Genomic DNA, 15,591 nt, shown 5'->3' on the forward strand with positions numbered 1-15,591 from the left:
CGGCTCCGGCGAGGCATGACTGCATGAGCTTCGCCTTTCTCTCGGCATTGAAGGATCCGGCCCTGCGCATCAGCGCCACGGCCATGCTGTTTTTCGGCTTCGCCGGGGCGGCGACGAGCCCGTACGATTCCATTGTCGGCATCAAGGAGATGCATCTGGGCAACAGCGCCTATGCGGTCCTCATGTTCGCTGCCGCCGTCGTCAATGTCGTGGCCAGCGTCACGATGGGTATTCTGGCAGACCGTCTCGGCGATTACCGCTCTTCGATCCTCTATGTCTCGCTGTTCGGTGTCGCCGGCTTTGCGCTCGTTTATTTCGCGGCGAGCGCGCCCGCCTTCGTCGTCGCCAAGCTCTGCCTGCTTCCGGTGTTCGGAGCCTTGAATTCCCTCATCTTCGCCAATGTGCGAGCCGCATCCGAGGCTATGTCCTCAACGCAGCTGATTGCGGTCAACTCGACCATGCGCGCCACGATTTCGCTGGCCTGGGTGGCCGTGCCCGGTCTGGTTGGCGTGTCGCTTGCCGGCTCGTCCTCCATGCTGCCGGCCTATCTCTGGGCAGCCTCGGCCGCTCTCGTCTGTTTCGTTCTCGCTCTCTGGTTCCTGCCGCCAGCCCCGGCTAGCCGGAAAGACGACGCGGATGCGAATTATCGGATGCTGGCCTCGCTCAAGGAAGTCGCTGCGCCACGGGTGCTCTTGCGCGTTATGGCCATCGCGCTCATCTTTTCCATGCTGCACGTCAACGATGCCGTGCGGCCACTGATCATCTCCCTGAAGGCCGGCGGAAGCGTGGGTGATATCGGTTTCATCATCGGGATCGTCGCGTTTCTGGAGATCGTGTTCATTCTCTTCTGGGGCATGAGCGATCGATGGATGCGTCCGGTCAACGCGATAGCGATCGGTGCGGTGCTCTATATCGCCTATATGGCCCTGCAGGGCCTTGTCAGCGAAACCTGGCAGGCCTACGCACTGACACCGCTCAGCGGCTTTGCCGCGGCGGCCATTGTCAGCCTTCCCATTACCTACCTCCAGAACCTCATCGCCCACCGCCCCGGTCTCGGCAGCTCGCTGATTGCCGTCAACATTTTCCTGAGCGCGGGCCTCAGCGCGGTCGTATTCGCCATCGGTACGCGAATCGGCGATTATGGCTTTACATCCATTCTCGGCGGGGTGATCGGCCTTGTCGGGGTAGCCCTTCTGATCCTTCTCGATGGAAAGCGAGCGCAGGCCGACCAATGACTTGGGCACAGCAAACGCATGAACCGCAGAAGGGGGACGACGGTCTTCTGGAAATCTGCGTCGACAACGCCGAAGGGCTTCGGGCTGCCATCGAAGGCGGCGCAGACCGGATCGAACTGTGCAGCGCGCTGTCGGTGGGTGGGCTGACCCCCTCCGTTGGTTTCATGCAATGGGCCGGACGCCAGCCGATTAAGGTCTCTGCCATGATCCGCCCCCGTGCCGGCGGTTTCTGCTTCTCGGGCGACGAAGTGGACATCATGAAGCGCGAGATCGATGCGGTGCGTCAGGCCGGACTTTCCGGCGCGGTTCTGGGTGCGACAGCGTCGAACGGCGCGCTGGATTCAGACGTTCTCGCCACCCTTTGCCGGCATGCGGAAGGGCTCGACCTCACGCTGCACCGCGCTTTCGATGTGGTCCCGGATCAGCGGGACGCGCTGGAGACCGCGATAGGGCTCGGGTTCACGCGCATTCTGACGTCGGGCGGAAAGGCGACCGCTGTCGAGGGATGCGAGAGACTGGCTGCGCTGATCGAGCAGTCAAGGGGCCGCATCTCGGTCATGCCGGGTTCCGGCGTCCGGCCGGAGACCGCGAGCCTCCTTCTGGAAAGACTTTCCGTCACGGAAATCCACGCCTCCTGCGCAGTCAATGGTCCGGAGCAGGATCCTCATCTGGTCGAATTGCATTTTGCCGCACGCCAGATGCTGCAGACTGATACAGATACAGTCAGACGCCTGAAACGAATGCTCAGCGAAAGCCGCGTGCGCCGCTCAGCCTGAGCGATAGCTCAGGCCAAGGACGGCCGCACCGATAAGGCCCGGCTCGATCTCGCATTGCGCTTTCACCAGAAGCGGGCGATCGAATTTACGCAGGATGCGCTGGCGCAGCGCGCGATCGATCTCCGCCAGTAGCGCCGTCGCATTCGACAATCCGCCGCCGACCGGCATGATCGTGCAGCCGGTGACATTGGCAACCAGCGCCAGCGGCGACGCAATCACGTCCACATAAACTTCCATGGTGCGGGCCGCGCGCGTGTCGCCCCGTTCCCAGGCCCTGACGATGTCCTCGCTGGTCAACGTCTCGTCGTGGAGGTGATGGTGCAGCCTCTCCATGCCCCGCGCGCTGCAGATGGGATCGATACAGCCCTTCTGTCCGCAACCGCATTGGAAACGTGGCAGATGGACGGGAGGATGGCCGGCTTCGGTCGCGGCGATAGGGCCATGGCCCCATTCTCCCGCAAATCCGCCCTCGGCATTGATCAGCCGTCCGCCGACGACCAGCCCGCCCCCGACGCCGGTGCCGAGGATGACACCGAAGACGACATGATGACCGCGACCGGCGCCGGCGCCGGCTTCGGCCAGCACGAAGCAGTCGGCATCATTGGCGACGAGCACCGGAAGTCCGAGCGCTGCTTCCAGATCGGCCTGCAGGGGACGACCGTGGATGCAGGGCACATTCGCCACGACGGCGCGTTGCGTGTCCGGCTCGATGATGCCGGTGATCGACAATGCGACACAATCCGGGCGGCCATCAGCCTGACCAATGACCTCCTTGAGGATATCGACAAAGGCATCGAAATCGTCAATGGGAGTCGGCTGACGAGGGAAAGGGCGAACATCTTCGGCGGAATAGGCCACCGCACCCTTGATGGCCGTGCCACCGATGTCGAAGCAGACAATCATGCATGCGCTCCAGTTGTCTCGGTGTCGTAAACGCAGTCTCCGGCAATCCATGTCGAGCGGAGCGCCAAGTCCTCCGTCAGAAGGATGAAATCGGCATCCATGCCCTGTTCAAGCCGGCCCTTTGTTCGGGCGCCCACCGCCTCGGCAGGATAAAGCGTCGCCATGGCGATCGCCTCTGCCAGCGGATATCCCAGCGTCATGTGGACGAAGAGCACGCAGGAGAGCATGTCGATATCGGCGCCCGCCAGCGTTCCGTCGGCGAGCGTCAGCCGGCCGTCCCGGCGATAGACCTGCCTTCCGTTCAGCTCGAAACCCGTCTCGTCCGTTCCAATCGTCGACATGGCGTCGGTCACGAGAAAGATGCGGCCGGGGCCTCGCTTCGCGCGTAGCGCCACCTTCATGGAAACCGGATCGACATGGAAGCCGTCCGCAATCAGGCCACAGGAGACCGTTCCGGCATCAAGCGCCGCACCCACGACGCCCGGCTCGCGGTTGCCGAGCTGGCTCATCGCGTTGAACAGATGGGTGACCATGCTGGCACCGGCGGAAAAATAGCGCGCGGCAGTGTCTGCGCCGACATCGGTATGGCCAAGGCTCACGACATAGCCCGCCGTGACGAGGGCCGCAACCTGCTGTTCCGTCACGTTTTCCGGCGCCACGGTGATCAGCTTGAGACCGAAATCGGCTGTGCCCCGCGTCAGATACTGCAGGTCCCCGTCGGTCATCGGGCGGATGAGCGCCGGATCATGAGTGCCCTTGCGGGCCAGCGAGAGATGCGGGCCTTCCAGATGCAAGCCCAGAAAGCCCGGAACGCGGTCATGCAGCGCCTGACTTCCGGCGCTGACCGCGCGGTCGCGGACCTCTGGCCGGTCGGTGATGAGGGTTGGCAGCAGGCTCGTGGTGCCGAAACGGGCATGGGCGGCGCAAATTCTGGCAATGCCTTCCACGGTCGGATCGTTATTGAGCAGCACGCCGCCGCCACCATTGACCTGCAGGTCCACGAAGCCGGGCACGATCAGAGCGCCATATGCCTCGACGCGCGGCATGTCTTGCGGCAAGGCGGTCTGTGGAACCACTGAGTCGATCCGGCCATCGCGGATCAGAAGCGCCTTGCCTTCGACAAAGCCTTCGCCCTCGAAAATTCGACCGCCGATGAGCGAAAACGGTGCGGTCATTGCGTTTCGGTGACCTTCTTGAGCGCCGCGGGCTTGTCAGGGTTGAACCCCCGCGCCCGCGACAGCGCCTCCACCATGCCATAATAGGGAACGATGAGAGCGAAGGCGTCGGTCAGCGGATGACCGGTCTCGATAAACGGCAAGCGGTGCACCCCCTCGCCTTTCGACGATGTCAGATAGACGGCAGCCTTCTTGGCGGAAAGCTTGCTGGCCGTGTCGGCGATCGACGTTTCGGCCTTGTCGCGCGCGGCAAATGCCAGCACGGGGAAGTCCGCGGCCACAAGCGACACCGGCCCGTGCAGGACTTCCGCTGAAGAATAGGCTTCCGCATGCAGCTCGCAGGTTTCCTTGCATTTCAGCGCAGCTTCCAGGGCAATGGCCAGCGACGGCCCTCGCCCCAGCATGTAGAGCGAGTCTGCGTGGCGCAACGGCTCGACCAATCCGCTCCAGTCAAGGCTCAGCGCCTTTTCGAGCTGTTCGGGCAGAGCTTCCACCGCCGCGCGCAGCGCCGGCTTTTCGCTCCAGGCGGCAACCAGCGCCAGCCCGGCAACGATCGAATTGGCGAATGATTTGGTCGCCGCTACCGCGATCTCCTGTCCCGCCATGATGTCGATGGGCAGGGAGACGGCTTCGGCGAGCGGCGATGGAACCGTGTTGACCAGGGCGAGGCTCAGCGCACCCCCGCTTTGAGCGGTTCGGGCGAGCGAGACGATATCCGGGCTCGCGCCCGACTGGGAAATGGCAATGGCTGCACCGCGTTCCAGCTTCAGCGGCGCATCAAAGATGGAACCCAGCGACGGGCCGACCGACGCGACGGGGATGCCAAGCTCCAGTTCGATCGCGTATTTCAGGAAATGCGCCGCATGGTCCGACGAGCCGCGCGCGATCGTCACGACGACGGCCGGATCGCGCTCACGAAGCTGCCGCCCTGCGTCGGCAAACCTCTCGCCCGCGTCGGCCAGCAGGCGGGCGGCCACCCGCGGAATATCGTTGATCTCCTGGCGCATTATCGATGTCATGAGCAATATCTCTGCAGTTCAGGGCGGCTTCACGAGCCGATGGTCAATTCGGCAACGAGATCATAAGCATCGTTGCGGTAAAGGGCTGTCGAGACTTCCATGACGCGCCCGGTGGAAAGATAGGCGATACGCTGCACCCGCAAGGCCGCCGAGCCGGGCGGAACGCCCAGCAACTGCGTTTCCTCGTCCTTCAGAAGCACCGCCGAAATGCGCTGATTGGCCCGCACGGGGCGGATGTCACGCTGGGATAGAACCTGATAGAGCGAATTTTCCACCACATCCGGTTCGGGCAGGATATCATCCGGCAGGCTGGTGCGCTCCAGCGCGACGGCCATGTCATCGGCCGTGCGAAGACGGGTGATGCGCGCCACCATCGCCGTGCCGCTCAGGCCCAGCATCATGGTTTCTTCGGGTGTCGGATGATACAGGCCCCGGTCAAGCCAGCGGGAGCCCGGCAACAGGCCGCGCCGGCGCATGTCCTCCGAAAAGGACGTGAGCCGGGTCAAGGGCTGCTGCATGCGCGGAACCGGCTTGACCACGAACGTCCCGGACCCATGGCGCCTGACCAGCAGGCCCTGATCGACAAGCTCGTCGATGGCTTTGCGCACAGTCACCCGGCTGATGGCCGCGGCATCGGCGATGTCGCGTTCCGGCGGCAGCGCCTCGCCATGCTGAAGTCGGCCCGATGATACGGCCTCTTCGATCATCCGCTTCAGTTTCACATAGAGCGGTCCGCCGCTGACATTCTGAAGTTCTGCAAGAGGAAGGGCAGAGGTCATGCGCGCCCACCTTGCTGCCCGGCGAGCGTCCGGGTGAAGATATCAGACTGAACGCCCTCGCCTCGCCTTCCCGCCATTTGCCGCTCCCTGCTCGTTTGAAGGCGAACAATACCAACGCAATGCCAAAATCGCAAATGGTTTTATCAACGGCCAGGTTTTCTTAAGGAATTGCTGGAAAACGCAGTCTTTTTGCGAGCGGAGTACAGATTTTTCAGAAAAAATTAAGAGAGAGGTGGACGATTGGCATTTTTTTGGTATTAGATATTAACGAAGGGCAATGACGTGGGCGGTCGATCCTCATGTGATCGGAAACGCATCGCGCAGTGGAACAGGTGTAGCAGGGCCGGAATCGGTCTACTGCGCAAGCATTTTGTGTTTGTGAAAATCTTTTTCATTTGAGCGGCAAATTTCCGATTTCGTGTTGACGGTCTTGCAGATTTGCCGCAGGTTATGAAAATAAATTACGAAAAGGGGAGAGTGGCTGCAATGAAGGTCGCCATTATCGGGCTTGGATTTCGGTTGGGATATCTGGGGCGCGTCTTTAGCGAGATCGATCCGTCCTTTGAGATCGTCGGCTATGTCGATCCTGCTCCCGCTGGCCTGAAAGGGCTGACCGAAGAGGGAATTTCCGTCGGCAAGTCCTATGCCACCCCGCAGGACCTGATTGCCGGAGAAACCTTCGATCTTCTGATGATCGGCTCTCCCAATCACCTGCACCTGGAACACATTCGCATCGGTCTGGAAGCAGGCCTCACGGTGTTCACCGAAAAGCCGATCGTGATCTCCACCGAGGAGAGCCTCGAGCTTGCGCGTCTCCTGAACAAGCACGGACATGATCGGCTTCTGGTCGGCCTCGTGCTGCGCTATTCGCCGCTTTACCGGGATCTTCGGCAGGCACAGGCAGAAGGGCGTCTGGGCGACGTGGTGTCCATCGAGGCATCGGAACATATCGAGCCCTACCATGGCGCGTTCTTCATGCGCGACTGGCGCCGCTATGGCCGTTATGCCGGCGGCTTCATGCTCGAGAAGTGCTGCCACGATCTCGATCTTTACAACGGCGTCGTCGGCGCCCGTCCGCGCTTCGTGGCGAGCTTCGGCGGCCGCAAGAGCTTCGTGCCGGCCAATGCGCCGGAAAATCAGGGCGTGAACGATCTTGAGCTGTACCATCGCAAGCCGAGCGGCTGGATGGGCGCTGAGAAGGTTTTCGACAGCGATGCCGACATCATCGACTACCAGACCGCCATCATCGAATACGAAAACGGCGTCTCGATGACGTTCCATACCAATTTGAACGTGCCCGACCAGTTCCGCCGCTTCTGCGTAATCGGATCGAAGGGCATGGCGGAAGGCGATTTCGTGCGCGGCTTCCTGGATGTCCACAATGCCCGCAATAACGAGAAGGTGATCGCCAAGAAATATAGCGCGCCCTCGGAAAAGTCGCAGCATTACGGTGCTGACGAGCAGATGGCGGAAGATGTGCTGGCCTTCGTCCAGACCGGCGCCAGGCAGCCGGTGTCCGCGCTCGATGCCATCGAGGCCGGCATTCTGGCGCTGGCCATGGATGAGGCGCGTCTCGGCCACAAGGTTGTGGATCTTGCGCCCGTCTGGGCTGAGTACGATGCTTGTCTGCATGGCCGTGAGCGGGTTGCTCAGGCGAAATCCGCTTAAAGGAGGCGAGCGATGCAGGCACAACGCGGCGCCGTTCTGTTTGCCTGGCTGCTTCTGGCACCGGCTCTTCTCTATGTCACGATCATCGTGGCCTATCCGCTCGTCGATACGTTCATCCTGTCGTTTACGGATGCATCGCTCAAGCGCACGACGGAATGGGTCGGCTGGGCGAATTACGCCAAGATCTTCAACGACACCTTCGCGGGCGTTATCCTGCGCACCTTCATCTGGACCTTCTTCTCGGTCTCGATCAAGATGATCATCGGCACATTCGGCGCGACGATGCTGAACGCGGCCGTGCCGGGGCGCGCGCTGTTTCGCATCCTGACCATGCCGCCATGGATCGTGCCGATGGCCATCGGCATCTTCATGTGGGGCTGGATGTATAACGGCCAGTTCGGGATGATTTCCGGCATGCTGCAAAGGTTCGGTCTGGTCAGCGGCCCTGTTGCATTCCTTGCAGAAGGTTCCACGGCCTTCTGGGCGACCGTCATCACCGACGTCTGGATCGGCGTGCCCATGGTGACGCTCTATCTGCTGGCGGCCACTCAATCGATCCCGCAGGATCTTTTCGAGGCGGCCTGGGTGGATGGCGCGAGCCGCTTTTACCGCTTCCGCCGCATCACGCTGCCGCTGCTGGTGCCCTCCATGATCACCATGTCGATGATCTCGATGATCTCGACCTTCAACTCGTTCGACATCATCTGGATCCTGACGCGCGGCGGCCCGAACGGCGAAACGACCACGATGATCATCGACACGTATAAAACCGCCATCGGTTCCTACAAATACGGTGAGGGTGCAGCGCGCGCCGTGCTGATCTGCATCTTCCTCTCCATCTTCTCCGTGGCCTATTTCCGCGTCGTGAACAAACTGTCTGCCGGAGACCCGCGATGAGAACGCCTCCCGCCCTGATCAACCGATACAAGTGGTACGAAATCGTCGCGATCTATTGCTGCATCGCGCTGTTCCTGACCTTCGTGCTGTCACCCTTCGTCGAAGGCTTTCTGGTTTCGCTGAAGCCGCTCAGCCAGCTGTTTTCCTCGCCCTATCGCTTCTGGCCGGAACACGGCTCTTTCGAAGCCTATCGGACCATGTGGGTGAGCGTACCCGGTTTTGCCTGGTACATCTTCAATTCCTTCCTGATTTCGGGTGCGGTGACAGGCATTGTTCTCGTGCTGGTCATTCCGGCGGCCTATTCCTTTGCCCGGTTTGAATTTCGAGGCAGCAGCATGCTTCTCGGCGCCTTTCTGGCTGTCAACATGTTCTCGGGTGCCGTGCTGCTCATTCCGCTTTTCCGCCTGATGCGGTCTTTCGGTTTGCTCAACACCTATTTCGCCATGATCGTGCCGGGTGTCGCCTTCCTCATCCCGTCCGCAATCTGGCTGCTGCGCACCTACATGATGCGCATTCCCAGAGAATTGGACGAGGCGGCCTATGTCGATGGTGCGGGCTATCTCTACACCCTGCGCCGGGTCATTATCCCGATCGCCATGCCGGGGATCGTGGTCGTGGCGATCACAACCTTCATCGGGGCCTATGCGCAGCAGTTCATCTATGCGCTGACCTTCAATTCAAAGTCCGAATACATGCCCCTGCCGGTCGGTCTGTTTGCCTATTTCGGCCGTCAGGAAGTCATCTGGAATGAGCTCATGGCCGCAAGCTTCGTGGGTATTGCCCCGGCGATGGTCGTGATCTTCTTCCTGCAACGCTATCTCGTCAGCGGGCTGACCGCCGGCGCGGTAAAACAATGAAACCACAGAGAACGGGAGCATAAACGTGACGATTTCATTCAAGACTGGCCTCTATGCCATGGCCCTGGCAGGTTCCACCTTCCTCGGCACCCTGTCTGCGCACGCCGCCGACAAGGAAATCTCCTGGATCTATTGCGGCGACAAGATCGACCCGATCCATGAGAAATACATCAAGGAATGGGAAGGCAAGAATGCCGGCTGGAAGGTGAAGCCGGAAGTTGTCGGCTGGGAACAGTGCCAGGACAAGGCCACGACGCTTGCCGCTGCCGGCACGCCGGTTGCCATGGCCTATGTCGGTTCGCGCACCCTCAAGGAATTCGCCGAGAACGACATGATCGTTCCGGTGCCGATGACGGATGACGAAAAGAAGAGCTATTATCCGCACATCGTCGATACCGTGACCTTCAAGGGCACGCAGTGGGGCGTTCCGATCGCCTTCTCGACCAAGGCGCTCTACTGGAACAAGGACCTGTTCAAGCAGGCCGGTCTCGACCCGGAAACCCCGCCGAAGACCTGGGCTGAAGAGATCGCCTTCGCCAAGCAGATCAAGGAAAAGACCGGCATGGCCGGTTACGGCCTGCCGGCCAAGACCTTCGACAACACGATGCACCAGTTCATGCATTGGGTTTACACCAACAACGGCAAGATGATCGACGGCGACAAGGTCGTTGCCGACAGCCCGGAAGTCCTGGCCGCCCTTCAGGCCTACAAGGACATCACGCCCTACTCTGTTGAAGGCGCGACCGCCTACGAACAGAACGAAATCCGCGCCATCTTCCTCGATGGCAAGGTCGGCATGATCCAGGCCGGTTCGGGTGCTGCTTCGCGTCTGAAGAAGACCAGCATTCACTGGGGCATCGCTACCCTGCCGCTCGGTCCGTCCGCCAAGGGTCCGGGCACGCTGCTGATCACGGACTCGCTTGCCATCTTCAAGGGCTCGGGCGTTGAGGAGAAGGCGACCGACTTCGCGAAGTTCATCACCTCTCCCGGTCCCCAGGGCGAATACGAACTGCAGGGCGATGCCGGTCTGACGCCTCTTCGTCCGTCCGCCAAGGTTGACGAGTTCGTCAAGCAGGATCCGTACTGGAAGCCGCTCATCGAAGGCATTTCCTATGGTGGTCCGGAGCCGCTCTTCAAGGATTACAAGGGCTTCCAGAACGCCGTCATCGCGATGGTGCAGTCTGTCGTCACCGGCAAGGCAGAGCCGGCTGCCGCTCTGAAGAAGGCGGCCGCCGAAATGGAACAGTACAAGTAAGCCAGTCTTTCGCCGGGGTCGCGGTCACAGGCCGCGACCCCTTCAACACCATACTATTGAAGCCGCTCGTTCCGGCGACCGGAGACCCCCTTGGGACAGCTCTCTCTTAAAGACGTTCAGAAATCCTTTGGCGATTATCAGGTGCTGAAGAACATCCAGCTCAATGTCGGCAACGGCGAATTCGTCGTCTTTGTCGGCCCGTCGGGCTGTGGCAAATCCACGCTTTTGCGGATGATTGCCGGACTGGATTCGGTCACGGGCGGCGACATCCTGATCGACGGAGACCGGGTCAACGAAAAGCCGCCCGTTCAGCGCGGCATCGCCATGGTCTTCCAGTCCTATGCGCTCTACCCGCATATGACCGTATTCGAAAACATTGCCTTTCCGCTGCGGGTCGAGAAAATGCCGGAAGCGCGCATCCGCGAAAAGGTCGAGGGCGTCGCCAAGATCCTTCAGCTTGACCAGCGTCTGCAGCAAAGACCGGGCATGCTTTCGGGCGGCCAGCGCCAGCGCGTGGCCATCGGCCGGGCCATCGTCCGGGAACCGAAAATCTTCCTGTTCGATGAGCCCCTGTCAAACCTGGACGCAGCCTTGCGCGCCGACATGCGCATCGAGCTTTCCAAGCTTCATCGCGATCTGAAAGCCACGATGATCTATGTCACCCACGACCAGGTCGAGGCGCTCACGATGGCGGACCGGATCGTCGTGTTGAACGCAGGCAACATCGCGCAGGTGGGCGCGCCGCTGGAACTTTACCACAAGCCGCAGAACCTCTTCGTGGCCGGTTTCATCGGCAATCCGAAGATGAATTTCATTCCGGTTTCCTGCTTGGCCGCAGGGGCCGAAGGTGTCACCGTGTCATGGCAGGGGCAGAATGTCCTCATTCCGGTCGAACCGCGCGCCGACATGGTCGGAAAGACCCTGACGCTGGGCATTCGTCCCGAACATCTGCTGCTCGGCGAAAGCGACCTCACAATCCATGTCGAGCCTTCCGTCATCGAACGTCTCGGCGTGAACACGGTCGCCTATGCAAACCTGCCCAGCGGCGAGCCCTATTGTGCGCTTCTGTCCGGGTCCGCACCCGTGCAGGTGGAACAGCGGATCGCGACCGGCATACGTGCCAGCGACTGCCACCTTTTCGACGCGAACGGCATCGCCTTCGAACGGCGTATGGACTGGCGCATTCAGGACATGCCGGCAAACGTCTCGGCCAATTGATCGTGCCGGGTTTCGCCCGCAGTCTTGCGTCCGGATTGCTTTGCGAGAAAGGCAGAGACCGTTTCAGTGTTTCTAAAAACAGCTGAAACGGTCCAGCTTTTCCATGAGCCGTCTGCTGCAATGCAGCAAAACGCTCAGCGCCGTCAGCTAAAACTCAGCTTGGTTGTGCCAGAATTCGCTCATGTTTGAAAAAGCAGGAGCTTGAAATGAAACGATTGCTGACCGCCCTCGCCATGACGACGGCCTTGACTGTTCCCGGTCTTGCCATGGCCCGCCAGGTCACCCTGACGGCGAATATGGCCAATTACGGTGGCAATAACGCCTTCCTCGTCGTCTATCTCACTGATGCGCAGGGCAAATACGCCAAGACGCTCTGGATGGCGGGCGGGCGCGCCAAATATTACCGGCATCTGACCGACTGGTATCGCACAACGGGTGGCAATCAGGGCGATATCTCCGGCATCACGGGCGCGAGCGTCGGCTCCGGGCGTCAGCTGAAGGTGACTGTCGATCTGGCTGATGCTCTGCTGGACGCAGGTTATCAGCTCCACATCGATTCCGCCGTCGAAGACATGCGCGAAAGCCCCTCGGAAATCACGATGCCGCTGACGGCTGCGGGCGCTGGAAAGCCGGTGCGCGGCCAGCGCTATATCGCCAATTTCCAGTACAAAATGTGATCGGACACGCATATGCTGCGCCTTGCTCATCGCTGGCCCGGCCTTCTGGCCGCCATCCTCGTCATCTTCATGTCGCTGAGCGGCGCGGCGCTTTCGGTTTTTCCGGCGCTGGAAAGCCTCTCGACGCCAGCGCAGACGGAAACCAATCTGGATGCAGGCACCGTCGCGGCCAGAATTCAGTCCGTCTATCCATCGGTCACCGAGATCAGGGTGTCGCCCGCAGGGCGCGTGACGGCCTACTGGTCTGATGCCGACAATCAGTCCCAGTCTGCCACCATCGATCCGGCAACCGGCAAAGCCGTCGCGACTGCAGAAACACCTGCAGCCGAACGCTGGCTGAAGAACCTGCATCGTTCGCTCTTCATGGGCGAAAACGGCCGGATCATTGCTGCGGTCGGCGCCATGACGATGCTTGTCCTCTCCGTCTCCGGACTGTTCCTCGTGGCGCGCCGGACGGGTGGGTGGAGGCGTTTCTTCTCGCCGCTGAGAGGTGCATCAAGTGCGCGGGTTCATGTGGAACTCGCCCGCATCAGCGTCGCCGGGCTGCTTCTGTCATCGCTGACGGCGCTCTGGATGAGCGCATCGACCTTCGGCCTCCTCCCGGAAAGCGCCGATGGGCCTGCCCTGCCCGCCGCCACAAGCGGTCGCACGGCCTATGCACTCGACCGGATGCCCGCCCTGAACACGCTGCCTATCGATGCATTGCGTGACCTGACCTTCCCCGCTCAGGGCGATACCAACGACGTCTATACGCTGAAGACAACGACCGGCACCGGCTATCTCGATCAGGGCAACGGCAAGATGCTGGGCTGGAGCGGCGCCAGCGTCTGGGATCGTCTTGGCGATACGGTCATGATGCTGCATACGGGTCGTGGTGCTGCCCTTCTGGGGCTGGCACTCGGCCTCATGTCGCTCGCCGTGCCGGCCATGGCCTTGACGGGGGCGGTCCAGTGGTGGACTGCGCGTCAGGCAAGGCCGCGCATTCGCGGTAATGCAAGCGCCGGCCGCGTCGGCACGATCATCCTCGTCGGCAGCGAAGGCGGCGCGACCTTCGGCTTTGCCGCCACGCTTCATGCCGCACTCGCCAAAACCGGCGAGCAGGTGCATGTCGCACCCATGTCCGCCTTCGAGCCGAAGCGCTACGGCATGGCAAAGCGCATCATCATCATGGCGGCCACCTATGGCGACGGCGATGCACCGGCTTCGGCCCGCAACTTTCTGAAGCTGCTGTCTGCAGCCAGCCCGATGCGCAATGTGGCTGTCGGAGTTCTCGGCTTCGGCGACCGCAGCTTCCCGCATTTCTGCGGCTTTGCCCGCCAGGTGGATGCGGAACTGGAAACGGCCGGATGGGCGAAGTTGCTGCCGTTTGACACTGTCGACCGGCAATCCCCGCAGGATTTTGCACGCTGGGGCCGGGCCCTGGGCGAGGCAATGGGCCTTCCGCTCGATCTGCATCACGCGCCCGTCGTGCCGCAACTCACGGGACTGACGCTGATCTCGCGCCGCGACTATGGCGCTGCCGTCCAGGCCCCGGCTGCCATTCTCCGCTTCGCCCTGCCACGGACGAGCTTCTGGGAGAAGCTGTTCGGCAAGGCGCCCCGCTTCTCCGCCGGCGATCTCATCGGCATCGTTCCGCACGGCTCCAACACACCGCGCTTCTATTCGCTGGCATCCTCCTCGCGAGACGGGTTTGTCGAAATCTGCGTCCGAAAGCATCCGGGCGGCCTCTGTTCAAGCCGGCTTGTCGATCTGATGCCGGGAGACAAGGTTCATGTGTTCTTCCGCGCCAACCCGGATTTCCGCCCGGCGAAAAACAGAAAGCCGGTCGTGCTGATCGGCGCGGGCACCGGTATTGGTCCACTGGCCGGCTTCATTCGTGACAATGTTGGAAAGCGCCCGATGCATCTGTTTTTCGGTGCACGCCATCCGTCCAGCGACGTGTTCTATGCGCCGGAAATCGATCGCTGGCTCGGCGAAGGCAAGCTGACCTCGATCGAAACAGCCTTTTCCCGCACGGCAGCGCGCAGCTACGTGCAGGATGCCGTGCGCCGGGATGGGCAGCGGCTGGCCGGCCTGATTGCCGCCGGTGCGCAGATCATGGTCTGCGGGGGCGCCGATATGGCAGCCGGCGTCAAGACAGCGCTTGGCGATATTCTCGCCCCGCTGAACCTGACAACCGCGAAGCTGAAAGCGGAGGGCCGTTATGTCGAAGACGTCTACTGACCTCACCCGTCACGCGCTGAACGGTCCGACCATGGGCACGCGCTGGTCCGCGATCTTCTTCGCGGACGCCGGTTTCGATCTGGATAGCCTTCGGGATGCATTGCAGTCCGCTGTCGATGAGGTGGACGGCCTGATGTCGACCTGGAAACCGGACAGCGCGCTGATGCGCTTCAACGCCGCGCCGGAAAATATTTGGCTGCCCCTACCCGACCGGCTTCTGGAGGTTCTGGACTATGGCCTGGAAGTCGGGCGTCAATCTGGCGGCGCTTTCGATATCGGTCTCGGGGACGCGGTCTCTGCCTGGGGTTTCTGCGCGGCGGATGCAGATGCAGGACAGATCAGGGCAGCTCTTCGGGCCGTTCGTCAGCCCGCCCACTCTGTCCTCGAAATCGACCGCGCCAAGGGTCTTGCCCGCAAATCCGGCCCGTTGCAGATCGACCTCTCCGGCATCGCCAAGGGATATGGCGTCGACCGTCTGACCCAGGTGGCACAACAGGCCGGTCTGAACCATGGGCTCTTTGCCATAGACGGTGAACTCGTGGCGCTCGGATGCCGGCCCGACGGCCGGGACTGGGCCGTCGCGATCGAAAAGCCGGATTATGGCATCCGCAGTCCGCATTCCATGCTTGAACTGCAAAACACTGCCGTCGCGACATCCGGTGATTATCGCCACTGGGTCGATGTACATGGAACCCGGCTGTCGCACACGATCGACCCTCGCCGTGGCGCGCCCCTCCTGCAAAGTCCGGCATCAGTGACGGTTCTGGCGCCGAATTGCATGGCGGCCGACGCCTGGGCGACGGCCTTCATGGTTCTCGGGGAGGAGCGCAGCGAACCGCTCGCAAAGACGCTCGGCTTCGAGGTTCTGTTTCTGGAACGGGATGCAAGCAAGGCGGCGTGAGTGGATTG

Annotated in this window: 14 protein-coding genes; 10 read left to right on the forward strand and 4 right to left on the reverse strand. The window is 61.6% G+C overall.

Annotation, left to right across the window (positions count from 1 at the left end; all coding sequences use genetic code 11):
• The first annotated feature begins 23 nt into the window (after positions 1 to 23).
• The gene (locus tag ABID16_RS12135; protein ID WP_354556613.1) at positions 24 to 1,235 is read left to right on the forward strand and encodes an MFS transporter; all 1,212 of its coding nucleotides are present in this window, start codon (positions 24 to 26) and stop codon (positions 1,233 to 1,235) included.
• Entirely contained in the window at positions 1,232 to 2,011 is a 780-nt protein-coding gene (locus ABID16_RS12140) for a copper homeostasis protein CutC (RefSeq protein ID WP_354556614.1), read from the forward strand. Before ABID16_RS12135 ends, ABID16_RS12140 begins: the two co-directional genes overlap by 4 nt.
• Here the strand turns inward: ABID16_RS12140 and ABID16_RS12145 are convergent.
• The 4 genes from ABID16_RS12145 to ABID16_RS12160 are packed head-to-tail and all read right to left on the reverse strand — an operon-like array spanning position 2,003 to position 5,887.
• Positions 2,003 to 2,914, reverse strand: coding sequence for an ROK family protein (locus ABID16_RS12145; protein WP_354556615.1), 912 nt, complete (start codon positions 2,912 to 2,914; stop codon positions 2,003 to 2,005). The two genes, ABID16_RS12140 and ABID16_RS12145, sit on opposite strands and share 9 nt — an antisense overlap.
• Positions 2,911 to 4,089 (reverse strand): N-acetylglucosamine-6-phosphate deacetylase, encoded by a 1,179-nt coding sequence (gene nagA / locus ABID16_RS12150; RefSeq protein WP_354556616.1) that lies wholly within the window; start codon positions 4,087 to 4,089, stop codon positions 2,911 to 2,913. The genes ABID16_RS12145 and nagA overlap by 4 nt, the downstream gene beginning before the upstream one ends.
• On the reverse strand, positions 4,086 to 5,108 hold the full coding sequence (locus ABID16_RS12155; RefSeq protein WP_354556617.1) for an SIS domain-containing protein: 1,023 nt from the start codon (positions 5,106 to 5,108) through the stop codon (positions 4,086 to 4,088). The genes nagA and ABID16_RS12155 overlap by 4 nt, the downstream gene beginning before the upstream one ends.
• A gap of 29 nt (positions 5,109 to 5,137) precedes the next feature.
• Complete coding sequence (locus ABID16_RS12160; RefSeq protein WP_354556618.1) at positions 5,138 to 5,887, reverse strand: GntR family transcriptional regulator; 750 nt, start codon at positions 5,885 to 5,887, stop codon at positions 5,138 to 5,140.
• A 486-nt stretch (positions 5,888 to 6,373) separates the two neighbouring features.
• On the opposite strand from ABID16_RS12160, the gene ABID16_RS12165 reads away from it, so the two are divergent.
• The 8 genes from ABID16_RS12165 to ABID16_RS12200 all read left to right on the forward strand — a co-directional run bounded on the left by ABID16_RS12165 (position 6,374) and on the right by ABID16_RS12200 (position 15,583).
• On the forward strand, positions 6,374 to 7,555 hold the full coding sequence (locus tag ABID16_RS12165) for a Gfo/Idh/MocA family protein (protein WP_354556619.1): 1,182 nt from the start codon (positions 6,374 to 6,376) through the stop codon (positions 7,553 to 7,555).
• A 12-nt stretch (positions 7,556 to 7,567) separates the two neighbouring features.
• Positions 7,568 to 8,452 (forward strand): carbohydrate ABC transporter permease, encoded by an 885-nt coding sequence (locus ABID16_RS12170; RefSeq protein ID WP_354556620.1) that lies wholly within the window; start codon positions 7,568 to 7,570, stop codon positions 8,450 to 8,452.
• Positions 8,449 to 9,309, forward strand: coding sequence for a carbohydrate ABC transporter permease (locus ABID16_RS12175; protein WP_354556621.1), 861 nt, complete (start codon positions 8,449 to 8,451; stop codon positions 9,307 to 9,309). The genes ABID16_RS12170 and ABID16_RS12175 overlap by 4 nt, the downstream gene beginning before the upstream one ends.
• 58 nt (positions 9,310 to 9,367) lie before the next feature.
• The gene (locus ABID16_RS12180; protein WP_435532417.1) at positions 9,368 to 10,564 is read left to right on the forward strand and encodes an ABC transporter substrate-binding protein; all 1,197 of its coding nucleotides are present in this window, start codon (positions 9,368 to 9,370) and stop codon (positions 10,562 to 10,564) included.
• A gap of 90 nt (positions 10,565 to 10,654) precedes the next feature.
• Positions 10,655 to 11,782, forward strand: coding sequence for an ABC transporter ATP-binding protein (locus ABID16_RS12185; protein WP_354556623.1), 1,128 nt, complete (start codon positions 10,655 to 10,657; stop codon positions 11,780 to 11,782).
• A 206-nt stretch (positions 11,783 to 11,988) separates the two neighbouring features.
• The gene (locus ABID16_RS12190; RefSeq protein WP_354556624.1) at positions 11,989 to 12,459 is read left to right on the forward strand and encodes a DUF2271 domain-containing protein; all 471 of its coding nucleotides are present in this window, start codon (positions 11,989 to 11,991) and stop codon (positions 12,457 to 12,459) included.
• A 12-nt stretch (positions 12,460 to 12,471) separates the two neighbouring features.
• On the forward strand, positions 12,472 to 14,682 hold the full coding sequence (locus ABID16_RS12195) for a PepSY domain-containing protein (protein ID WP_354556625.1): 2,211 nt from the start codon (positions 12,472 to 12,474) through the stop codon (positions 14,680 to 14,682).
• Complete coding sequence (locus ABID16_RS12200) at positions 14,663 to 15,583, forward strand: FAD:protein FMN transferase (protein ID WP_354556626.1); 921 nt, start codon at positions 14,663 to 14,665, stop codon at positions 15,581 to 15,583. The genes ABID16_RS12195 and ABID16_RS12200 overlap by 20 nt, the downstream gene beginning before the upstream one ends.
• Positions 15,584 to 15,591: the final 8 nt, after the last annotated feature.

The organism is Limnomicrobium aquaticum (assembly GCF_040545545.1).
GTDB lineage: Bacteria > Pseudomonadota > Alphaproteobacteria > Rhizobiales > Rhizobiaceae > Ensifer_A > Ensifer_A aquaticum.